Below are 22,282 nucleotides of genomic sequence, written 5' to 3' on the forward strand. Positions count from 1 at the left end.
AAGACACGTGAGCGAGGCGAGCGGCTCGATCCGGCGGAATTCATCAGGGCGAACATGCGGCTGGCGCCGGTGCCGTCAGTGCCGGAGATCCAGCTCCATCAGGCGCATCCCGGCAGCGGACTGCGGCGGCTGCTCGAACCGGACGACGACAGCGACGGAAACGCGACCGAGCCACAGCCGCCCTATTGGGCCTATGCCTGGGCCGGTGGCGCGGTGCTGGCCCGCTATATTCTCGACCGTCCGTCGATCGTCGCCGGGAAGCGGGTGCTCGACCTCGGCGCCGGCTCGGGGCTGGTCGGCATCGCGGCGGCAAAGGCCGGAGCGCGCGCGGTGATCGCGGCGGAGATAGACCGCAACGGCGCTGTGGCGCTCGGCCTCAACGCGCAAGCAAATGGCGTCGCCATCGAGATCGTCGGCAAGGACATTACCACCGGTCCGCCGCCGGCGGTCGAGCTGGTGCTGGCGGGCGACGTCTTCTACGCGCAGGATGTGGGGCAGCGGATGATGCCGTTCCTCGACCGCTGCCTCGCCGCCGGCATCGACGTGCTGGTCGGCGACCCCGGCCGCGCCTGGCTGCCCAGGCCACGGCTTTGCCTGCTCGGCGAATACCAGGTGCCGGATGTCGGCGGAAACGGCGGCAGCGTGCCCAGGCCCAGCGCCGTGTTCGCTTTCGTGGCGGAACGTGGTTAGCCCGCCGGGACGTTCACCCGCGCGGCCAGGAAATCAGGCAGGTCGGCAACCGAATCCAGAACGACGTCCGCCATCGGCGCCAGCGAGTCGCGCGTGCCGGTGCCGGAGAGAACGCCCACCGCCAGGCCGCAGCCGCCGGCGCGCGCCATTTCGAGGTCATGGCGGTTGTCGCCGACCATGGCGATCTCGCCCGGTTTTAGCCCGGTCAGGTCGCAGAAAGCGACGACCGTGTCGGGCGCCGGCTTGGAATTGGCAACGGCGTCGTAGCCGAAGGCGGCATCGAAGAGCTGCGCGATGCCCAGCGTAGCGAGCGTCCTTTCGGCGCCGCTGGTCGAATCGTTGGTGGCAACGCCCATCCGATAGGATCGTTTGTGCAGTGTCCGCAGCGAGTCGATGACGCCCGGCAGCGCGACCGCCATGGCCGACCCCTGCACCGAAGTGATCTCGTTGAAGCGGGAAACGGCGTGCATCTGGTCCTCCTCGGACAGACGCGGGAACCAGAGCTCGACGACGTCCATGTTCGAACCGGAAGCGAAGATCGAATCGGGCTTGAAGCGTTTCGTGACGAAGTCGAAGCCGGCGGCGGCAAGCAACCTATCCGCTTTCCAGCGGTCGCCCTCGGCGGCATCCATCGCCATGAAGTCGGCGACGCCGAGCCAGGTTGTGTTGAAGTCGACAAGCGTGCCGTCCTTGTCGAACAATATTCCCTTGATATCCGCCAATCCTTTTACTCCGCGCCACGCAATTGGTGGATATGTCCCACCAGTCCGGCAGTCGAGGCGTCGCGTTTTGCGGCAGTCTCCTTACCCTCCACGACAGGCAGCAGGCCGGTCGCCAATTCCTTGCCCAACTCAACACCCCATTGGTCGAAGGAATTGATGTTGAACAGCGTGCCCTCGACGAAGACGCGATGCTCGTAAAGCGCGATGACCCGACCCAGCGTGCGCGGATCGAGCTTTTTATAGAGAATGGTCAGCGAGGGGCGATTGCCCGAGAAGACGCGGTGCGGCGCGATGCGATCGACGTCGGCCGGCTTCATGCCCTTGGACAGCATCTGCGCGCGCGCCTCTTCCAGCGTTCGCCCCTTCATGAAGGCTTCCGACTGCGCCAGGCAGTTGGCGAGCAGCAGATCGTGCTGGTGCTTCAGTTCAGGCTCGTGACCGACGGCGGCGGCGAGGAACTCGACCGGGATGAAGTCGGTGCCCTGATGCAGGAGCTGGAAGAAGGCATGCTGGCCGTTGGTGCCCGGCTCGCCCCAGACAAGCGGACCGGTCGGCGTGGCGACCGCGGTGCCATCCAGCGTGACGCTCTTGCCGTTCGATTCCATGTCGAGTTGCTGCAGATAGGCCGGCAGGCGCGACAGGCGCTGGTCGTAAGGAATGACGGCACGGGCGGGATATTTGCAGACGACGCGATGCCACCAGCCGATGAGCCCCAAAAGCACCGGCAGGTTCTTTTGCATCGGCGCGGTGCGGAAATGCTCGTCCATCTCATGCGCGCCATCGAGGAAAGCGCGGAAATTGCGCGGACCGACGGAAATCATCACCGGCAGGCCGATGGCGCTCCAGACCGAGTAACGGCCGCCGACCCAGTCCCAGAAGCCGAAGACGCGGTCTTGTTCGATGCCGAACTTCGCCACGAGGTCGAGCGCGGTCGAGACGGCGGCGAAATGCTTGCCGACCGCTTCCTTGCCAAGCGCCTTCTGCACCCAATCGCGCGCTGTCTGCGCATTCGTCATCGTCTCGACCGTGGTGAAGGTCTTGGAGGCGATGACGAACAAGGTCGTTTCCGCCGACAGGCCCTTCAGCGTGTCATGGATATGGGCGCCGTCGACATTGGAGACGTAATGCGCGCGCGGCCCATCATGGTAGGGCGCTAGCGCCAGCGTCACCATCGCCGGGCCGAGGTCCGAGCCGCCGATGCCGATGTTGACGATGTCGGTGATCTTTTTGCCGGTGGCGCCAGGCGCCTTGCCGGAGCGGATGGCGTCGGCGAAGGCGCCCATGGCGTCGAGCACGGCAATCACGTCGGCCTTGGTGTCCTGACCGTCGACGATCACACTCTTGCCGGTCAGGTTGCGCAGCGCGGTGTGCAGCACGGCACGATTCTCGGTGATGTTGATTTTCTTGCCTTCGAACATTGCGGCGCGGCGTCCCGCGAGATCGGCCGCGCCCGCGAGCTTTTCCAGCATCGTCATCGTGCTTGCGTCGACGGCGCATTTCGACCAATCGAGCAGAAGATCGCCATCGGTGGCGGAGAATGTCTCGAAGCGCTTGGGATCGGCGGCGAAGGCCTCGCGCATGGTGCCCCTGGCCGCCGCGCGCTGCTCACGCAGAGCGGCGACCTGCTTGTCGAAGCTTGACTGATCCACTGGCGGGCTCCTGGCGGGTTTTTAAACCATTTTAACAGGCCGGATGTTTCCGGCGCGTGTCGGCGCGTCATTCTATCGAGCCGATTTCCATTTCGTTCAAGCGGTGGCGATGACGCACCTCGTCACGCTTTGATGAGGGGTGATATTGGACGGTGAGGAGGCGGGAATTTCGCCGCGACGATGCTGCGCATCGCGGCTGGGGTGGTGCCACGACGACGCTGCGCGTCGCACTTTAACGTGTGGCGAAGACGCTCGGCGTCGCGCTTGATAGATCACTGGCATAAATCCCAGCGATCAGAAAAATTGATTGGCGCAACCCCTTATGCCACCCATACACTCCACTGGTCCAGCCAAGTGAAAACAGCTGGCCATCCGAGGAAGATTTCCCATGCCACAGCGCAATGACACGGCCATATGGTCCGGCCTGTTCCGGATTTCGGCTGAATCCGGCCAAACCCTTCAGGCGCAGATCCGCCAGGCGATCGTCGCGGCCATTCTTGACCGACAGATCGCCGCCTCGATGCCGCTGCCGTCCTGCCGCATTCTCGCGGAAAAACTTGGGGTTGCCCGCGGCACGGTGGTGCTCGCCTTCCAGCAGCTGGTCGACCAGGGCTTCCTGGTCGCGCGCGAACGGCGCGGCCATTTCGTCAATCCGGACGTGCTGGCCACTCCCGCCAAGCCGCACCAGAAGGCGCCGGACCAGCAGAACGAGATCGACTGGAAGGCGCGCCGGCAGATCGCCGCAAGCGACATGCCGCCGCCGGCCAAGCACGACAACTGGATCAAGTCCTCCTATCCGTTCGTCTACGGCCAGTTCGATCCGGCGCTGTTTCCGACCGCCGAATGGCGCGAGTGCAACCGCATGGCGCTGGCAGTGCTGGAGATCCGCAACTGGGCGTCCGACATGGTGGACCGCGACGATCCGCTGCTGATCGAGCAGATCCAGGCCAGGCTTCTGCCGCGGCGCGGCATCTTCGCCAATCCGGACGAGATCATCGTGACGCTGGGCGCGCAGAACGCGCTCTATATGTTGGCCACGCTCTTGATGACCAAGGGCTCGAAAGTGGCGATGGAAGACCCCGGCTACCCCGATGCCCGCTCGATCTTCCGGCTGGCCGGCGCCGATATCCAGCCGGTCCCGGTCGACCAGTCGGGCATCGTGACCTCGTCGATCCCCAGCGATTCCGGCTTCGTCTTCGTCACGCCCAGCCACCACTGCCCGACCATGGTGCCATTGTCAGCGGAGCGGCGGCAGGATCTTCTGGCCCGCGCCAACCGCAACAACCAGATCATCATCGAGGACGGCTATGACAGCCAGTTGCTCGACGAGGCGCCGCAGCAGGCGCTGAAGAGCCTCGATCGCTCGGGCCGCGTCATCTATGTCGGCTCGATGTCGAAGACGCTGGCTCCGGGTCTCAGGCTTGGCTACATCGTGGCCTCGGCCGGGCTGATCGCCGAGCTTCGCGCGCTGCGCCGCTTCATGCTCAGGCACCCGCCGGCGAACAACCAGCGCGCCGTTGCGCTGTTCCTGTCGCTCGGCCATCACGAGGCGCTGGTGCGCAGGCTTTCCACCGCCTTCGACGAACGGCGCAAGCGTCTGGTCCATGCGATTTCCGCTTTCCTGCCAGAATGGCGCTCGACCGACTCGGCGGGCGGCACATCGCTCTGGCTGGAAGGGCCGCGCGGTACCGATTCACGTGGCCTGGCCGAAGCCGCCGCTTCGCGCAGCGTCATCATCGAACCCGGCGACCGGTTCTTCGACCGCAGCGAAAAGCCCTCTCGTTTCATGCGCTTGGGCATCTCCTCGATCTCGCTGCAGCATATCGAGCCGGGCATCCGCGAACTCGCCACCGCCGCCGGCCGCAGGCCCGCGGCCGCCTGACCGCCACAGACTTCCAAAAAGGGCCGGCGCTGCGCCGGCCCTTTTTGTTTGGGCGCCCTTATCGCTTTAGAAATCTGGCATATTCGACGGGATTGGCTGGCTCATAGGCTGCACCAATGCCGGCGGCATAGTCGGGGCCAGAAGGGGACGAGGCAGGCCGATGGTGGACCAAACGCCGCGTCAGCTTCGCAGATCAAAGACAAAAGGTGGAGTGCTTCCATGTCAGTGGCTCTCGAGAAGCAGGAAGCGTCGTCGGACCAGCGTTCGCGGCGTTCCGGCGGGCGCGAAGCGCGTCGTGCAATGCGGGCAGCGCCTTTAGCCGACGACATCCGGCCGGTGCGGGCAGGCCTCGAGGGCGGCAGCTACGGGCCATTGAGCCAGAACGATCGCGAGCGCATCCACGAAGCGGTGCTGACGCTCCTGGAGACGGTCGGCTTCGCCAACGCCATCCCATCCTGTATCGAAGCGCTGACCCGGGTCGGCGGCACCTATGGCGACGACGGCCGCATCCGGCTGCCGCGCGCGCTGGTGCTGGACACGATCAAGAAGGCCGCGCGCAACTTCACCCTCCACGGCCAGGATCCGAAGCACGACATGCTGATCCAGGGCAAACGCGTGCATTACGGCACGGCGGGCGCGGCGGTGCATCTGGTCGACGTCGAGAAGCGTGAATACCGCGAATCGCTGCTGCAGGATCTCTACGACGCCGCCCGTCTCGTCGACGGGCTCGACAACATCCATTTCTTCCAGCGCACCATGGTGCCGCGCGATATCCCCGATCCGCTCGATATGGATTTCAACACGCTCTATGCCTGCGTGATGGGGACATCCAAGCATGTCGGCACCTCGTTCACCGTGCGTGAGAACGTCAAGCCGGCGCTGGAAATGCTCTATGCGATCGCCGGCGGCGAGGAGAATTTCCGGGCGCGGCCGTTCGTGTCGAACTCGAACTGCTTCGTCGTGCCGCCGATGAAGTTCGCCGAGGACGCCTGCGGCGTGCTCGAGGCCTGCGTCGAAGGCGGCATTCCGATCCTGCTTCTGTCGGCCGGCCAGGCCGGCGCCACCGCGCCGGCGGCGATTACCGGAGCCGTCGTGCAGGCGGTGGCGGAAGTGCTGATGGGCCTGGTCTATGTCAATGCCATCAAGCCCGGGCATCCGGCGATCTTCGGCACCTGGCCCTTCGTTTCCGACCTCCGCACCGGCGCCATGTCCGGCGGCTCGGCCGAACAGGCGGTGCTGACCGCGGCCTGCGCGCAGATGGCGCAATATTACGACCTGCCGGGTGGTTCGGCCGCCGGCATGACGGATTCGAAACTGCCCGACATCCAGTCTGGTTATGAAAAGGGCATCACCGACGTGATGGCCGGTCTTGCCGGCCTCAATCTCGTCTATGAGTCAGCCGGCATGCATGCCTCGCTGCTCGGCTTCTGCCTAGAAAGCCTGATCATCGACAACGACATGCTCGGCCATTGCCTGCGCTGCGTGCGCGGCATCGAGGTGACCGACGAGGCGCTGTCGATCGACACCATCGCCGATGTCTGCATGAAGGGTCCCGGGCACTATCTCGGCAACGATCAGACGTTGAAGCTGATGCAGACCGAGTATTTCTATCCCGCCGTCGGCGACCGTTTCTCGCCCAAGGAATGGAACGAAAAGGGCCGGCCCGACATCCTGTCGCGGGCGATCGCGGAGAAGAAGCGCGTGCTTGCCGAGCGCTTCCCGCGCCACGTCTCGCGACTGCTCGACGACAAATTGCGCGCCCGCTTCGGCGAGATGATCAAGTTGCCGCGCAACAAGATGGGCGGCTAGGACGCATTGATATTCCGGTGAGGCCGGCCTGCAAATGGCGGCTTCCTGTGCTTCCGGCCTTCGCCGGCCGAAGCACTCATGGGCGGCGCGGAAGTTAAGGCTACGGCCGGCGTAGCCGGTGCTCACGTACTTAAGTACGCTCCGCTCCGGTTCTCGAAAAACACCTTTTTCGACTCGGCCTGACCTGAGTCCAGACGCATCCCACCCAGCGGTTCACTCCACACTGAGCCCAAAGCGCTCGACGACCTCGGCGTTGATCAGCTTGGCGTGCAGCGTCATGAGCACGATCTGCGCATCAAAGCTGTCGCCGGCCTCAAGCGCCGCTTCGATGCGGCGCTCGACCTCCACTGTCGGCTCGCGGCCGTTGGCCTGCTCGAACACCTGCGGCCCGGCAACGCAATAGCCGCAGAGCTGCGCCACGGATTGATAGGCGCCTGCCGGCGGCTCATCGGGCCAGCGGTCGTTCATCAGATTGACGATGGTAAGCTTTACCCCTTCCGGCACCAAAGCCGGATGCAGGTCGGCCGCGCGCAACGCGTCGTCGAGCTGGCGCAAGTCGCCGGAGCGGCCGAACATGCCGAGAAAGCCGAGGGAAGAGCGCCGCCTGGCCATGATGGTCCTGTGTCCTCAACCAGCTGGTATGACGCCTATCTGGATGCGCCGGGCGGCTGAAACAAGGGCACAAGAGGGGCGGCTGCGCTTCGCAAGCCGCCCCTTGATTTCACCAAGCCGGAAATTCAGTGATTGTCGCGCGGCACGCCGCTGGTATGGGCGACGTCCTGGTACTTCACCGCCGGCTTCAGCACCATGCCGGCCGAGAACTGGTCGACCATGCCGCGCTGGATCTCCTGCCAGGGCGTCTGGTGCTTGGGATAGTGATAGCCGCCATCGGCCTGCAGCGCGGTGCGCCTTTTGACGATCTCGTCGTCGCTGACGAGGATATTGGCCGTGCCCTTCTTCAGATCGATGCGGACGCGGTCGCCGGTCTTGAGCAGCGCCAACCCGCCGCCAATGGCCGCTTCGGGCGAGGCGTTGAGGATCGACGGCGAGCCCGACGTGCCGGACTGGCGGCCGTCGCCGATGCAGGCAAGGGCGTGGATGCCCTTCTTGATGAGGTAGGCCGGCGGCTGCATGTTGACCACCTCGGCGCCGCCCGGATAGCCGACCGGACCGGCGCCGCGCATGAACAGGATCGTGTGCTCGTCGATGCCCTGCGCCGGATCGTCGATGCGGGCGTGATAGTCCTCCGGCCCGTCGAAGACCATGGCGTTGCCCTCGAAGGCTTCAGGGTCGTTCGGGTTGGACAGATAGCGCTCGCGGAATTCCGGCGAGATGCCGCTCATCTTCATGATCGCCGAATCGAACAGATTGCCCTTGAAGTTGATGAAGCCGGCATTGGCCTTCAACGGCTTGTCGACGCTGCGGATAACGTCGGAATTCTCGTTGACGGCGCTGCTGCAATTGTCGCCGATGGTCTTGCCGTTGGCGGTCATGGCATCGGGATGCGGCAGGCGCCCGGCCTTCATCAGCTCGGCCACCACCGCCGGCACGCCGCCGGCATGGTGATAGTCCTCGCCGAGATACTCGCCCGTCGGCTGCAGGTTGACCAGCAGCGGGATGTCGAGGCCGATCTTCTGCCAGTCGTCATTGTCGAGCGGCACGCCGAGATGGCGTGCGATGGCGTTGAGGTGGATCGGCGCGTTGGTGGAGCCGCCGATGGCCGAGTTGACGACGATGGCGTTCTCGAAGGCCTCGCGCGTCATGATGTCGGACGGCTTCAGGTCCTCATGCACCATGTCGACGATGCGCTTGCCCGTCTCGTAGGCGATCTGGCCGCGCTCGCGATAGGGCGCGGGAATGGCAGCGGAGCCCGGCAGTTGCATGCCGAGCGCCTCGGCCAGCGAATTCATGGTGGTGGCGGTGCCCATGGTGTTGCAATAGCCGGTCGACGGCGCCGAGGAGGCGACGATGTCCATGAACTCGTCATAGTCGATCTCGCCGGCCGACAGGCGCTGGCGCGATTCCCAGACGATGGTGCCGGAGCCGGTGCGCTTGCCCTTGTGCCAGCCGTTGAGCATCGGGCCGACCGACAGCGCGATCGCCGGAATATTGACGGTCGCAGCAGCCATCAGCAGCGCAGGCGTGGTCTTGTCGCAGCCGATGGTGAGCACGACGCCATCAAGCGGATAGCCGTAGAGCACCTCGACGAGGCTGAGATAGGCGAGGTTGCGGTCGAGCGCGGCGGTGGGGCGCTTGCCGGTCTCCTGGATCGGATGGCACGGGAACTCGAACGGGATGCCGCCCATCGAGACGATGCCTTCGCGCACGCGCTTGGCAAGCTCGGTGTGATGCCGGTTGCAGGGCGAAAGGTCGGAACCGGTCTGCGCGATGCCGATCAGCGGCTTGCCCGACATCAGTTCGGCGCGCGTCAGGCCGTAATTGAGGTAACGCTCGAGATAGAGCGCCGTCATGCCTGGATTGTCGGGATTGTCGAACCACTCCTGCGAGCGAAATTTCTTCTTTCTGGTGGGGGCGCCTGCCATGGTGGTCTCCGTATTTGTATGACAAATCGATAGGACAATGCGTTCATGCAGGCAAGAGGCAGGCGCTGCCGGGACCCGGACTTTGGTGCGATAGACTTGTTTCGGGCCGCGCGCTACGACCGACCAGCATCAGCAATCCGGGAGGTCTTGATGGCTTTGGTGATCGAAGGCGAGGAGCGGATCGCCGCACCCATCGGGAAAGTGTGGGAAGCCCTCAACGACCCGGAAATCCTGAAAGTGGCGATTCCCGGCTGCCAGAGCCTGGAAAAGACCTCGAACACCGAGATGGCGGCGACCGTGGTGCTGAAGATCGGCCCGATCAAGGCGACCTTCAACGGCGAAGTCACGCTGAAGAACCTCAAGCCGCCGCATTCCTATACCATCCAGGGCGAAGGCAAGGGCGGCATTGCCGGCTTCGCCAAGGGCGGCGCCGACGTGACGCTGACCGCCGACGGGGCGGACTCGACAGTGCTTAAATACGCAGCCAAGGCCGAGGTCGGGGGCAAGATCGCGCAACTCGGCAGCCGGCTGATCGAGTCGACATCGAAGAAGCTTGCGGGACAGTTCTTCTCGACGTTCGGCGGGAAGGTCGGCGCCTGACCCTCCCCTCAAGGGAAAGGGGGTTATTCGAACACGATGCTCGGCACGGCGGCTTCGGCAGCGCCGCGCTCCTCCTGGACCCTTTCCCAGACCTTGCTGGCGATATCGCGATAGATCTTCGCCTCTGCGCCGTCCGGCTTGGAGGCGACGACCGGGGTGCCGGCGTCCGAGCTTTCGCGAATGCCCATTTCCAGCGGCACCTCGCCGAGGAAGGTGACGCCGAGGCGCTCAGCCTCGCGGCGCGCGCCGCCATGGCCGAAAATGTCGTAGCGCTTGCCCGTGTCCGGAGCGAGGAAGTAGCTCATGTTCTCGACGATGCCTAGCAGCGGCACGTCGACCTTCTTGAACATGTTGAGGCCCTTGCGGGCGTCGATCAGGGCGAGGTCCTGCGGCGTCGAGACGATGACGGCGCCGGCGAGCGGCACCTGCTGGGCCATGGTCAGCTGGGCGTCGCCGGTGCCGGGCGGCATGTCGACCACCAGCACGTCGAGCGGGCCCCACTCGACCTCGCGCAGCATTTGCGTCAACGCCGACATCACCATCGGGCCGCGCCAGATCATCGGCGTCTCCTCATCGACGAGGAAGCCCATCGACATCACCTTGAGGCCGTAATTCTGCATCGGCTTCAGCACCTTGCCGTCGACGGTCTGCGGCCGGCCGTGGATGTTGAGCAGCCTGGGCATCGACGGGCCGTAAATGTCGGCATCGAGCACGCCGACCTTCAGCCCGTTGGCGGCAAGGCCGAGCGCCAGATTGACCGCGGTGGTCGATTTACCGACGCCGCCCTTGCCGGAGGCGACCGCGATGATGGCGTCGATGCCGGGCACGCCGCGCTTGCCGTGGCTCTGCGATGCGGGCGCGTGCGGCGCGGGTCGCTGCGGCGCCGGCGGCGGAATGGCGGGCCGCGGAGCAGCCGGGCGTGGCGGAACGGGCGCTTCCATGCCGCCGCCCTTCTTCTCCGCCGTCAGCGCGACGACGGCGCTGCCAACGCCGGGGATAGCCTTCACCGCGCGTTCGGCGGCGGCGCGCAGCGGCTCCAACTCCTGGGCGCGGGCGGCGGGAACGGTGATCGAGAAGAAGACCTTCGAATCGGCGATGAATATTTCCGAGACCATGCCGAGATCGACGATGTTGCCGGTGAAGTCCGGCCCGTTCACCGTCTTCAGGCGCTCGACGACGGATTCCTTGGTAACGGTCATGATCTTTCCTCGGGGCTTTGGCGTTCCAGATAGTGCAGTTTCCCGGCAGAACCAAGCCGTGGCGCAATGGCTCGCCCAGCGTGCCCGGAAAGCGACGGATGGTGTCGGATTTGCCAACCGGGGTCGAGGTCCGGGCCTTGGCCATGGTCAAACGAGCTATCCGCGCTATCTCGATTGCCATCACGATAATCTGTGAAGGAGACCGTCATGCTCCAAAACAGCAATGCGACAGCCAATCTCGCAGTGAAGGACCTGGAAAGGGCCAAGGCTTTCTATGAAGGAACGCTAGGCCTCAGCCAAGTGGACGACATGGACGGCGAACTGATCGTCTACAAAAGCGGCGACACGCTCATCAACGTCTATCATTCGCAGTTCGCCGGCACCAACAAGGCGACAGCGGTGACATGGACGGTCGGCGACCAGATCGAGCCGATCGTCAAGTCGCTGAAATCGAAAGGCGTCAGCTTCGAGCACTATGAGATGCCGGGCCTGACGCTTGAAGGCGACATCCATGTCGGCGATGGCATGAAGGTCGCCTGGTTCAAGGACCCCGACGGCAATATCCTCAACCTGGTTGGATAAAAGCGCCGGGGTTGTCGGCCGACGTCAAGATTGTGCCCGATCGCAACAGCCTATCTGGCGCAGGCTTTCGGCGCTCGATAGTTTGCGTCGATGATCGACAAACTGGAATTCTTCATCGCTCTCGCCAAGGAGGAGCATTTCGGCCGGGCCGCGGAGGTGTGCGGCGTCACGCAACCGACGCTATCGGCCGGCATCAAGCAGCTCGAGGAGCAGCTCGGCGTCATGCTGGTGCTGCGCGGCTCGCGCTTCCAGGGGCTGACGCCGGAAGGCAAGCAGGTGCTGGGCTGGGCGCGCCGCATCGTCGGCGACTCACGCACGATGCGCGAGGAGATGCGGGCGGCGCGCCACGGCCTGTCCGGGCGCATCCGCATCGCCGCGATCCCGACGGCGCTGGCCATGGTGGCGCGGCTGACGACGCCATTCCGCGAAAAGCATCCGGGCGTCACCTTCTCGGTGCTGTCGCGCACATCCATCGAAGTGCTGTCGCTGCTCGGCAATTTCGACGTCGATGCCGGCATCACCTATCTCGACAACGAGCCGCTCGGGCGCGTGACCAGCGTGCCGCTCTATGACGAGCGCTACCAACTGATCACGGCGGTCGGGAACCCCTATTCCGACCGCGACAAAGTGTCGTGGGCCGAGATCAGCCAGCTGCCGCTCTGCCTGCTGACGCCGGACATGCAGAACCGGCGCATCATCGACCAGCACCTGGCGGAAGCCGGCGTGCAGGTGCGGCCGACGCTGGAATCCAATTCGATGATCGTTCTCTTCTCGCATATCCGTACAGGCAAATGGTCATCGATCATGCCGCTCAACCTTGCGGAAACGTTCGGCTTTTCCGAGCCGATCCGGGCCATTCCCATCGTCGAGCCGGATGCCAGCCACACGGTCGGGCTAGTGGCGGCGCCGCGCGAGCCGCACACGCCGCTGGTGCAGGCGCTGCTGGACGAGGCGATGGCGCTGGCGGACGATTTCCGCCGCCACCGCTAGGCTAGACAATGCGAGCTGCCTGATTTTGATAGAAAATTTCTATCGAGCGACGGGAGCGCTTTATTGATTTCGGAGGTTTCCTCTGATTTCGTAAGGACTTAGCGATATTGCGCCCTATGCATGTCGTTGCCCCGAAACCGCTCTATATTCCGGGGTGACATACATTGGCCGCCACGACCAGGGAGGGCGCTGCGTGACCATGCAGGCCGCAAGTACCGAGATCGCGTCGCGCACGGCGGCGATCATTGACGAGATGAAGGGCCTCGAAGGCCCGTTGCTGCCGATCCTGCATAGCATACAGGAAGAGTTCGGGCACGTTCCGAAGGACGCGCTGCCGGTGATCGCCGACGGGCTGAACCTCTCCCGGGCCGAGGTGCACGGCGTGGTCAGCTTCTATCACGATTTCCGCGCCAAGCCTGCCGGACGGCATGTGCTGAAGCTTTGCCAGGCGGAAGCCTGCCAGTCGATGGGCTCGGACACCGTCGCTGCCAAGGTCAAGCAGTTGCTCGGCATCGATTTCCACGAGACCACGCGCGACGGATCCGTTACACTGGAGCCGGTCTACTGCCTCGGGCTTTGCGCCTGCTCGCCGTCGGCGATGCTCGACGGCGAAGTCATCGGCCGGCTCGATGACGAGAAGGTCGAAGAGATCGTCGCGGAGGTACGTTCATGATCCCGCGCATCTATGTCCCGGCAGATTCCGGCGCGCTGGCGCTGGGCGCCGAAAAGGTCGCCAAAGCGATCGAGAAGGAACTCAAGGAGCGCGGCATCGAGGCCAAGATCGTGCGCAACGGCTCGCGCGGCGCCTATTTCCTGGAGCCGATGGTCGAGGTGGCCACGGCCGAGGGCCGTGTCGCCTACGGGCCGGTCAAGCCGTCCGACGTCAAGAGCCTGTTCGACAGCGGCTTCCTCAAGGGCGGTCATCACAAGCGCTGGCTGGGCTCGCCCGACAAGATCCCCTTCTTCGCCAAGCAGACGCGGCTGACCTTCGCACGCTGCGGCATCAACGACCCGCTGTCGCTCGACGCCTACAAGTCGCTGGGCGGCTTGCGCGGGCTGCAGAACGCGGTCGCCATGGCGCCGGCCGACGTCGTCAAGCAGGTTACCGAGTCCGGCCTGCGCGGCCGCGGCGGCGCGGGCTTCCCCACCGGCATCAAGTGGAAGACGGTGCTGGATACGGCGGGCGCGCAGAAATACATCGTCTGCAACGCCGACGAAGGCGACAGCGCCACTTTCGCCGACCGCATGATCATGGAAGGCGATCCCTTCGTGCTGATCGAGGGCATGGCGATCGCCGGCATCGCCACCGGCGCGACCAAGGGCTTCGTCTATATCCGCTCGGAATATCCGCATGCGGTGGCGACGATGAACAAGGCCGTCGCGCTCGCCCGTAAGGCGGGCGTGCTGGGCGTCAACGTGCTGGGCTCGCCCAACGCCTTCGATATGGAAATCCGCGTCGGAGCCGGCGCCTATGTCTGCGGCGAGGAAACCTCGTTGCTCAACAGCCTCGAGGGCAAGCGTGGCGTGGTGCGCGCCAAGCCGCCGCTGCCCGCGATCCAAGGCCTGTTCGGCAAGCCGACGGTGATCAATAACGTGATCAGCCTGGCCTCGGTGCCTGTCATCATGGACAAGGGCGCTGCCTACTACAAGGATTTCGGCATGGGCCGCTCGCGCGGCACGATCCCGATCCAGATCGCCGGCAACGTCAAGCATGGCGGCCTGTTCGAGACGGCTTTCGGCCTGACGCTGGGCGAGATCGTCGACGACATCGGCGGCGGCACGTCCACTGGGCGTCCGGTGAAGGCGGTGCAGGTCGGTGGTCCGCTCGGCGCCTATTTCCCGCGGGCTTTGTTCGACACGCCGTTCGACTACGAGGAATTCGCCAAGCACGACGGGCTGATCGGCCATGCCGGCATCACCGTGTTCGACGACACCGCCGACATGCTGAAGCAGGCGCGCTTCGCCATGGAGTTCTGCGCCATCGAAAGCTGCGGCAAGTGCACGCCCTGCCGTATCGGCTCGACGCGCGGCGTGGAGGTTCTGGACAAGGTCGCCGCCGGCATCGAGGCGGAGAAGAACCTCGCGCTGGTCACCGACCTCTGCAACACGATGAAGTTCGGATCGCTTTGCGCCCTGGGCGGCTTCACGCCCTACCCGGTGATGAGCTCGATCACGCATTTCCCCGAGGATTTCAAACCCGCGCCTGCGCGCGTGGCGGCTGAATAGGAGCTGGCAGAAGATGAACATCAAGGCCGACTTCCCGACACTCATCGAAGAGATCGACTACGGAACGCCGGAGTCGAAAGCGACGAAGCAGGTCACGCTGACCGTCGACGGGCAAAGCATCACCGTGCCGGAAGGCACGTCGATCATGCGCGCGGCGATGGAGGGCGGGGTCGAGATCCCGAAGCTCTGCGCCACCGACATGCTGGACTCCTTCGGCTCGTGCCGCGTCTGCCTGGTCGAGATCGAAGGACGCGGCGGCACGCCGGCCTCCTGCACGACGCCGGTCGGCGAAGGCATGGTGGTGCGCACGCAGTCGGACCGGCTCGACGCCATTCGCCGCGGCGTCATGGAGCTCTATGTCTCCGACCATCCGACCGGCTGGAACGAGAAGGCCGGAACCGGCGCCAGCGAATTCGACGCGGTGGCGAAGTCGGTCGGCCTCGCCGAGAACCGCTACGGCGTCGAAGGCCGCAACCACGTCAAGGAAGACAACGGCGTTGCGCCTGGCCATGGCTCGCTGGCGGTCGACTACATCGCGCGTGACGAATCCAATCCCTATTTCACCTATGATCCGGCGCAGTGCATCGTCTGCTCGCGCTGCGTGCGCGCCTGCGAGGAGGTGCAAGGCACCTTCGCGCTGACCATCGAGGGCCGCGGCTTCGAGTCGCGCATGGTCGCCGGCATGCATGAGGACTTCATCGCTTCCGAATGCGTCTCCTGCGGCGCCTGCGTGCAGGCCTGCCCGACGGACGCGCTGCGCGAGAAGACCGTGCTCGAAAAGGGCATGCCGGAGCGCTCGGCCGTCACCACCTGCGCCTATTGCGGCGTCGGCTGCTCGTTCAAGGCCGAGGTGAAGGATGACGAGGTCATCCGCATGATGCCTTACAAGGACGGCAAGGCGAACCACGGCCATTCCTGCGTCAAGGGCCGCTTCGCCTATGGCTACGCCACCCACAAGGACCGCATCCTGTCGCCGATGGTTCGCGAGAAGATCTCCGATCCGTGGCGCGAAGTGAGCTGGGAAGAGGCGATCGCGCATACGGCGAAGGAATTCCGCCGCATCCAGTATCAGTATGGACGCACCGCGATCGGCGGCATCACCTCGTCGCGCTGCACCAACGAGGAGACCTATCTCGTCCAGAAGCTGGTGCGGCAGGGCTTCCGCAACAACAATGTCGACACCTGCGCCCGCGTCTGCCATTCGCCGACCGGCTACGGGCTCGGCCAGACATACGGCACCTCCGCCGGCACGCAGGATTTCGATTCGGTCGAATTCACCGACGTCGCCGTCATCATCGGTGCCAATCCGGCTTCGGCCCACCCGGTGTTCGCCTCGCGGCTGAAGAAGCGGCTGCGCCAGGGCGCCAAGCTGATCGTGCTCGATCCGCGCCGCACCGAGATGGTCAAGTCGGCGCATATCGAGGCCGACTACCACCTGCCTTTGAAGCCCGGCACCAACGTGGCGGTGCTGACGGCGCTGGCGCATGTCGTCGTCACCGAAGGCCTGTTCGACGAGGCCTTCATCCGCGAGCGCTGCGACTGGGCCGAGTTCCAGGACTGGGCGTCCTTCGTCGCCCTGCCGGAGAACAGCCCCGAAACCGTCGGCAAGCTATCGGGCGTGGATCCGGAACTGATCCGCGGTGCCGCGCGCATGTATGCCAAGGGCGGCAATGGCGCGATCTATTACGGCCTCGGCGTGACGGAGCACAGCCAGGGCTCCACCACGGTGATCGCCATCGCCAACCTCGCCATGGCCACGGGCAATATCGGCCGGCAAGGCGTCGGCGTGAACCCGCTGCGCGGCCAGAACAACGTGCAGGGCTCCTGCGACATGGGCTCGTTCCCGCATGAGCTGCCGGGCTACCGCCATATCTCCGGCGAGGCGGTGCGCGACATCTATGAGAGCCTGTGGGGCGTGAAGCTGGACGACGAGCCCGGCCTGCGCATCCCCAACATGCTGGACGCCGCCGTCGACGGTTCGTTCAAGGGCATCTACATCCAGGGCGAGGACATCCTGCAGTCCGATCCGGACACCAAGCATGTCGCCGGCGGCCTCGCCGCCATGGAATGCGTGGTCGTGCACGACCTCTTCCTGAACGAGACGGCGAACTACGCACATGTCTTCCTGCCGGGCTCGACCTTCCTCGAGAAGGACGGCACCTTCACCAATGCCGAGCGCCGCATCAACATGGTGCGCAAAGTCATCGAACCGAAGGCGCGCTATGCCGACTGGGAAGCGACGCAGGAGCTCGCCCGCGCCATCGGGCTCGACTGGAACTACACGCATCCGTCGCAGATCATGGACGAGATCGCCAAGACGACGCCGAGCTTTGCCGGCGTCTCCTTCGAGCTGCTCGACCGCGTCGGCTCGGTGCAGTGGCCCTGCAACGAGAAGGCGCCGCTCGGCACGCCGATCATGCATGTCGACGGCTTCGTGCGCGGCAAGGGCAAGTTCATCCGCACCGAATATGTGGCGACCGACGAGCGCACAGGTCCACGCTATCCGCTGCTGCTCACCACCGGCCGTATCCTGTCGCAGTACAATGTCGGCGCGCAGACCCGGCGCACCGAGAATTCGATGTGGCACGCCGAGGACCGGCTGGAGATCCATCCGCACGACGCCGAGGTCCGCGGCGTGCGCGAAGGCGACTGGGTGCGGCTGGCGAGCCGTTCGGGCGAAACCACGCTGCGCGCGTTGATCACCGACCGCGTCTCGCCCGGCGTCGTCTACACGACCTTCCACCACCCGGACACGCAGGCCAACGTGATCACCACCGACTTCTCGGACTGGGCAACCAACTGTCCGGAATACAAGGTCACCGCTGTGCAGGTGGCGCCGTCCAACGGTCCGAGCGACTGGCAGAAGGACTATAACGAACAGGCCAAGCAGAGCCGGCGCATCGCCCCGCTGCAGGCGGCGGAGTAGGTGTGTCGAGGACAGAGCTCAATCTTGACGGCTGATCGACCCCCACTCCGTCGAGCTTCGCTCGACACCTCTCCCCCGATCGACGGGGGAGAGGAAAGGCGCGCAGCGATCCCAGTTGGCTCCTTTCCTCTCCCTCCGGAGGGGGGAGAGGTGGCGCTGCGAAGCAGCGACGGAGTGGGGGAAGGCGTTGGAGAGCAATTGCCGATTGACGTAAGAGGCCTTCGACATATCCTGAGCGAAATGGCCGGCAGGCCAGGGGCTGGCGCCTCGTGAACCGCCCTCCTATCTCCCAAATCTCCCGTCTCGCGCATCGCGCCGGCGGCACCTCGGCCGCGAACCGCATGGTGCCGGAGGAGACGCCGGTGGCGTTCTCCTTTGCCGGCACCACGCATGCGGTGATGATGGCAAGCCCGGCCGATTTCGAGGATTTCGCGCTCGGCTTCTCGCTGACCGAAGGCATCATCGCCGACCCAAAGGAGATCGAGGCGATCGAGGTCGAGGATCTCGGCGCCGGCATCGATATCCAGATCCGGCTGAAGGACCAGGCCAACACGCGCTTCCAGGCGCGGCGGCGCCGGCTTGCCGGGCCGGTCGGCTGCGGCCTGTGCGGCATCGAATCCATCGAGGAGGCGATGCGTTCGGTCGATGCGGTCGGTGCGTCAAAGCTTACGCTCGATGCCGAGGACATCACCCGTTCGGTCAGGCTTTTGTCGAAGGTCCAGCCGCTGCACACCGAAACCGGCGCTGTGCATGCCGCAGGCTTCTATGTGCCGGGCAAAGGCATCGTGATGGCGCGTGAGGATGTCGGCCGCCACAACGCGCTGGACAAGCTCGCCGGTGCGCTGGCCAAGGCCGGCATCGACGGCGCGAGCGGCGCCATCGTGGTGACCTCGCGCGTGTCGGTGGAGATGGTGCAGAAGACGGCCGCCATCGGCGCTTCGATCATCATGGCGGTTTCGGCGCCGACCGCCCTTGCCATTCGCACGGCCGAGGCCGCCGGCATGACGCTGGTGGCGCTGGTTCGCGGCGACGATTTCGATATTTTCACCCACCCCGAACGGGTGGCTTCCGGAGTTGCCAAGCATGTCGCATGACGAGGACCACATCGCCAGCACCAAGGAAAAGCTGGTGCGCATGGCCAACCAGATCGCCACCTTCTTCCATTCGAAGCCGCGCGAGGAAGGCATTACCGGCGTTGCCGAGCACATCAACAAGTTCTGGGAGCCTCGGATGCGGCGCCAATTCTTCGAGATGCTGGACGCCGGCACGGAGAATTTCGACGACCTTGTGATCGCCGCCTCGGCCAAGATCAAGCGACCGATCAGCCCAGCGGAGGCCGACACGAAGCTTGGACTCAAGGCTTTCCCGGCCGACATCGTCGCTTCGCAGAAATAGTCGCAGCGACCGGCCGTCTTACATTTCTTTTTGCTAAAGTTTAAGCTGCCGCTACCTGGTCGGCTCTGCTATGTTTGACGATCGGAAATCGTCAGGCCAGGCGGAAGAACTCGTGAGGCCGATCGAGACCAGATACGCGCGCAGCGGAGAGGTGCGGATCGCCTATCAGGTGGTCGGCCAGGGCGCGTTCGATCTGGTCTTCGTGCCGGGCTTCATTTCCAATCTCGATCTGCATTGGGAAGACGAAGGCTACAGCCGCCTGTTGAAACGGCTCTCGGCCTTCTCGCGCCTGATCCTGTTCGACAAGCGTGGCACCGGGCTTTCCGACCGCGTCGACAACCACAATCTGCCCAGTCTCGAAACGCGCATGGACGATGTGCGCGCGGTGATGGACGCCGCCGGCAGCGGCCGGGCGGCGATCCTCGGCGCCTCGGAGGGCGCGCCGATGGCGATGCTGTTCGCCGCCACCTATCCGGAGCGGACGCGCGCGCTCGTCCTCTATGGCGCCTATGCGCATTTCCACAGATGGGTGATGCCGCCGGAACGGCTGGAAGCTTTCATCGAGACGGCGGAGACATCGTGGGGCACCGGCGCCACCTTGCCGAATTTCGCGCCTGGCCGGGTGGACGATACCCACTTCACCCAGTGGTGGGCCCGGTTCGAGCGGCTGTCGGCCAGTCCGACGGCGGCCGCAGCGCTTGCCCGCATGAACGCCGATATCGACGTGCGCGATATACTCGGGATGATCAGGGTGCCGACATTCCTGATCCATCGCCGTAACGACGCCCGCGTCGACCCCGATGCCAGCCGCTTCCTGGCCAGGAAGATCCCCGGCGCTCGCCTGGTCGAGATCTCTGGGCGCGACCACCCGATCTGGACCGGCGACGTCGACCGAGTGGCCGATCTGATCGAGGAATTCCTGACCGGAGAACCGGCGGTGGCCGACACCGAGCGCGTGCTGGCGGCGCTGCTGGGGACGCGCATCTACGACACGGCCAAGCTCGGCGACCGCATGTGGAGCGAGCGCAGCCAGCGCTTCCAGGAAACCTGGCGGCTTCTGGTCGGCCGCCATGGCGGCCGCACGGCCGGCACGCATGGCGAATTGATGATGTCGCGCTTCGATGGGCCGGCGCGTGCCGTGCGCTGCGCCGCGGCGCTGCGCGAGACGGCCCAGCAGATCGGCGTGGCCAGCGCGCAAGGCGTGCATGTTGGCGAGATCGAAATGCGCGGCCAGCCGGTCGGGCTGACGGCGCGGGTGACGATGCAGCTCGCCGCGCATGCCGGGCGCGGCGACATCCTCGCCTCGCGGCTAGTCGCCGATCTCGCAATAGGTTCCGGCCTGCATTTCGTCGATGCCGGCCGCGTCAGCCTCGATGAGGTGGACGAGCCCATGCCCGCAGTTCTGGCGACGTCGGAGCAGCATCTGGAGCCGGCCTGCCGGCCCAAGGCAAGGCCCGCCGAGCCGGCCGCGCTGACGGCGCGCGAGAGCGAGGTGGTGAACCTGATCGCCGACGGCAAGAGCAATGCCGCGATCGCCGCCGAACTCTGCCTCAGCGAGCACACGGTCAAGCGCCACGTCGCCAACATATTGCTCAAGCTCGACCTGCCGTCGCGGGCGGCGGCGGCGGCCTTCTCGGCCAGACATGCTGGCCCGGACGGGCCATGAGAGCCATGGCGCTTTCGGGCGAAGCGGTCGGGGCGCCCTAAGAGGTATCAATTCTCCCCATGCAGGCTAGGCGATGCAGCCACGAAGGCACTGCGAATGGAGGATGAAATGCTGAAATTGAATCGCAAGATCGGATTGCTGGCATTTGCCGCGGGCGCGTTGCTGGCCATCACTCCGGCGCGGGCCGAGGACGCCTCGGCAACCGCGGCCTACAAAGATATCCAGGCCACGCTCGGCACGGTGCCCGACATGTTCAAGACGCTGCCCGATGTCGCGGTTGCAGGCGCGTGGGCCGAGATCAAGGGCGTGCAGCTCAATCCGAACACCGCCCTCAATGGCAAGACAAAGGAGCTGATGGGCCTGGCGGTCGCCTCGCAGATCCCCTGCCAGTACTGCATCTATTTCCACACGCTGGCGGCCAAGGCGAACGGCGCGAGCGACGAGGAGATCAAGGAGGCCATCGCCATGGCGGCGATCGTGCGCCACTGGTCGACGATGCTCAACGGCAGCCAGGTCGACCTCGCCACATTCAAGAAGCAGACCGACGACCTGTTCGCCGCCGTCAAGGCGAAGTCGCAGTGAAAGACCCTCGGCCCGGCGGTCACGCCGGGCTGCGTCCCGAGCAACGGAACGCCCGATCAGACGGGCCATGGAGGCAAGAAATGTTGACCAAGACAAAGACAGTGGATGGCGCCGCGATCAAGAAGGCGATCGAAGGCCGTGACGGCAAGCTCTTGTCGAGCTTCTACAATGACGATGCGCTGGTGCGGGTGATCGACCGGAACAATCCGCCGAGCAAGCCGCGCGAGATCCGCGGCCGCGCGGCGATCAGCACCTTCTGGGACGATATCTGCAGCCGGGCGATGACCCACAAGGTGGATACCACCATCGCCGAGGGCGACAACCTCGCCTTCATGCAAGCCTGCGCCTATCCGGACGGCACAAAAGTGTACTGCGCGGCGATGGTGGAGCTGAAGAACGGCCTGATCGCGCGGCAGACCGTCGTGCAGGCCTGGGACGAATAACAAGTCGCGGACAAATCAAACAGCGGCCTGGCCGCAATCATGAGGGAGAGCAAACATGTTCAGCGCCAGATGGCAGATCGACGCGAAGTTCGGCCAGAAGCAGACCGCACTCGAGCTGATGCGGAAATGGGAGCGCGAGATCGGCTCGCAGGTCGGGCTCGCTGACTTGAATTTTCGCCTCATGACCGGCTCGATCGGCGCACGTGAAGCGACGATCGAGTCCCATCACGAGGTCGAAAGCCTGGCCCAGCTGGAAGCGTTCTTTGCCAAGATCGCCAAGATCGACGCGCACGCCAAATGGGGCAAGGAATTAGAGCCCTATGTGGTGTCGGGCACCAGCCAGTGGCAGATCTTCCGCATCGTGGAATAGCTGCACCG

20 protein-coding genes are annotated in these 22,282 nt (G+C 65.0%); 15 read left to right on the forward strand and 5 right to left on the reverse strand.

Annotation, left to right across the window (positions count from 1 at the left end):
* The first annotated feature begins 54 nt into the window (after positions 1–54).
* Positions 55–690, forward strand: a complete 636-nt coding sequence (locus FJ418_RS04890; RefSeq protein WP_140864085.1) for a 50S ribosomal protein L11 methyltransferase — start codon at positions 55–57, stop codon at positions 688–690.
* Here FJ418_RS04890 and FJ418_RS04895 read toward each other — a convergent pair.
* Together FJ418_RS04895 and pgi are read right to left on the reverse strand one after the other, a co-directional pair.
* Positions 687–1,412 carry an HAD family hydrolase gene (locus FJ418_RS04895; RefSeq protein WP_140647086.1) on the reverse strand — a complete coding sequence of 242 codons (726 nt, stop codon included), beginning with the start codon at positions 1,410–1,412 and terminating at the stop codon, positions 687–689. The genes FJ418_RS04890 and FJ418_RS04895 overlap by 4 nt on opposite strands.
* Positions 1,413–1,417: 5 nt before the next feature.
* Complete coding sequence (gene pgi / locus FJ418_RS04900) at positions 1,418–3,061, reverse strand: glucose-6-phosphate isomerase (protein ID WP_140863960.1); 1,644 nt, start codon at positions 3,059–3,061, stop codon at positions 1,418–1,420.
* A gap of 388 nt (positions 3,062–3,449) precedes the next feature.
* Here pgi and FJ418_RS04905 point away from each other — a divergent pair, with 388 nt between their 5' ends.
* Both FJ418_RS04905 and FJ418_RS04910 read left to right on the forward strand, forming a co-directional pair.
* Positions 3,450–4,943 carry a PLP-dependent aminotransferase family protein gene (locus tag FJ418_RS04905; RefSeq protein ID WP_140647084.1) on the forward strand — a complete coding sequence of 498 codons (1,494 nt, stop codon included), beginning with the start codon at positions 3,450–3,452 and terminating at the stop codon, positions 4,941–4,943.
* A 219-nt stretch (positions 4,944–5,162) separates the two neighbouring features.
* Positions 5,163–6,752, forward strand: a complete 1,590-nt coding sequence (locus FJ418_RS04910; protein ID WP_140863963.1) for a trimethylamine methyltransferase family protein — start codon at positions 5,163–5,165, stop codon at positions 6,750–6,752.
* Between the two features lie 213 nt (positions 6,753–6,965).
* On the opposite strand, the gene FJ418_RS04915 is transcribed toward FJ418_RS04910, so the two are convergent.
* Positions 6,966–7,364: a hypothetical protein gene (locus FJ418_RS04915; protein WP_140863966.1), complete on the reverse strand. Its 399-nt coding sequence runs from the start codon at positions 7,362–7,364 to the stop codon at positions 6,966–6,968.
* A gap of 125 nt (positions 7,365–7,489) precedes the next feature.
* Entirely contained in the window at positions 7,490–9,295 is a 1,806-nt protein-coding gene (locus FJ418_RS04920) for an IlvD/Edd family dehydratase (protein WP_140863970.1), read from the reverse strand.
* Between the two features lie 150 nt (positions 9,296–9,445).
* Here FJ418_RS04920 and FJ418_RS04925 point away from each other — a divergent pair, with 150 nt between their 5' ends.
* Positions 9,446–9,895 carry a carbon monoxide dehydrogenase subunit G gene (locus tag FJ418_RS04925; RefSeq protein ID WP_140863973.1) on the forward strand — a complete coding sequence of 150 codons (450 nt, stop codon included), beginning with the start codon at positions 9,446–9,448 and terminating at the stop codon, positions 9,893–9,895.
* A 23-nt stretch (positions 9,896–9,918) separates the two neighbouring features.
* On the opposite strand, the gene FJ418_RS04930 is transcribed toward FJ418_RS04925, so the two are convergent.
* Complete coding sequence (locus tag FJ418_RS04930) at positions 9,919–11,094, reverse strand: Mrp/NBP35 family ATP-binding protein (protein ID WP_140863976.1); 1,176 nt, start codon at positions 11,092–11,094, stop codon at positions 9,919–9,921.
* A gap of 207 nt (positions 11,095–11,301) precedes the next feature.
* Here FJ418_RS04930 and FJ418_RS04935 point away from each other — a divergent pair, with 207 nt between their 5' ends.
* The 11 genes from FJ418_RS04935 to FJ418_RS04990 all read left to right on the forward strand — a co-directional run bounded on the left by FJ418_RS04935 (position 11,302) and on the right by FJ418_RS04990 (position 22,274).
* On the forward strand, positions 11,302–11,676 hold the full coding sequence (locus FJ418_RS04935; RefSeq protein WP_140863978.1) for a VOC family protein: 375 nt from the start codon (positions 11,302–11,304) through the stop codon (positions 11,674–11,676).
* Positions 11,677–11,766: 90 nt separating this feature from the next.
* Positions 11,767–12,666 (forward strand): LysR family transcriptional regulator, encoded by a 900-nt coding sequence (locus tag FJ418_RS04940; protein ID WP_140863980.1) that lies wholly within the window; start codon positions 11,767–11,769, stop codon positions 12,664–12,666.
* 193 nt (positions 12,667–12,859) lie between these two features.
* Complete coding sequence (locus FJ418_RS04945) at positions 12,860–13,339, forward strand: formate dehydrogenase subunit gamma (protein WP_140863982.1); 480 nt, start codon at positions 12,860–12,862, stop codon at positions 13,337–13,339.
* A complete protein-coding gene (locus FJ418_RS04950; protein ID WP_140863984.1) occupies positions 13,336–14,892 on the forward strand; it encodes an NADH-quinone oxidoreductase subunit NuoF in 1,557 nt (518 codons plus the stop codon). The genes FJ418_RS04945 and FJ418_RS04950 overlap by 4 nt, the downstream gene beginning before the upstream one ends.
* Before the next feature lie 13 nt (positions 14,893–14,905).
* Positions 14,906–17,818, forward strand: a complete 2,913-nt coding sequence (gene fdhF / locus FJ418_RS04955) for a formate dehydrogenase subunit alpha (protein WP_140863986.1) — start codon at positions 14,906–14,908, stop codon at positions 17,816–17,818.
* A 269-nt stretch (positions 17,819–18,087) separates the two neighbouring features.
* A complete protein-coding gene (gene fdhD, locus FJ418_RS04965; RefSeq protein WP_140863988.1) occupies positions 18,088–18,912 on the forward strand; it encodes a formate dehydrogenase accessory sulfurtransferase FdhD in 825 nt (274 codons plus the stop codon).
* Positions 18,902–19,213, forward strand: a complete 312-nt coding sequence (locus FJ418_RS04970) for a formate dehydrogenase subunit delta (protein ID WP_140853993.1) — start codon at positions 18,902–18,904, stop codon at positions 19,211–19,213. Before fdhD ends, FJ418_RS04970 begins: the two co-directional genes overlap by 11 nt.
* 112 nt (positions 19,214–19,325) lie before the next feature.
* Complete coding sequence (locus tag FJ418_RS04975) at positions 19,326–20,879, forward strand: alpha/beta fold hydrolase (RefSeq protein WP_140863990.1); 1,554 nt, start codon at positions 19,326–19,328, stop codon at positions 20,877–20,879.
* Positions 20,880–20,987: 108 nt separating this feature from the next.
* Positions 20,988–21,461, forward strand: a complete 474-nt coding sequence (locus tag FJ418_RS04980) for a carboxymuconolactone decarboxylase family protein (RefSeq protein ID WP_112128489.1) — start codon at positions 20,988–20,990, stop codon at positions 21,459–21,461.
* 80 nt (positions 21,462–21,541) lie between these two features.
* On the forward strand, positions 21,542–21,904 hold the full coding sequence (locus FJ418_RS04985; protein WP_140647070.1) for a nuclear transport factor 2 family protein: 363 nt from the start codon (positions 21,542–21,544) through the stop codon (positions 21,902–21,904).
* Between the two features lie 55 nt (positions 21,905–21,959).
* Positions 21,960–22,274: a hypothetical protein gene (locus FJ418_RS04990; RefSeq protein WP_140647069.1), complete on the forward strand. Its 315-nt coding sequence runs from the start codon at positions 21,960–21,962 to the stop codon at positions 22,272–22,274.
* Positions 22,275–22,282 lie beyond the last annotated feature (8 nt).

This window comes from Mesorhizobium sp. B2-8-3 (assembly GCF_006440815.1).
Classification (GTDB): Bacteria; Pseudomonadota; Alphaproteobacteria; order Rhizobiales; family Rhizobiaceae; genus Mesorhizobium.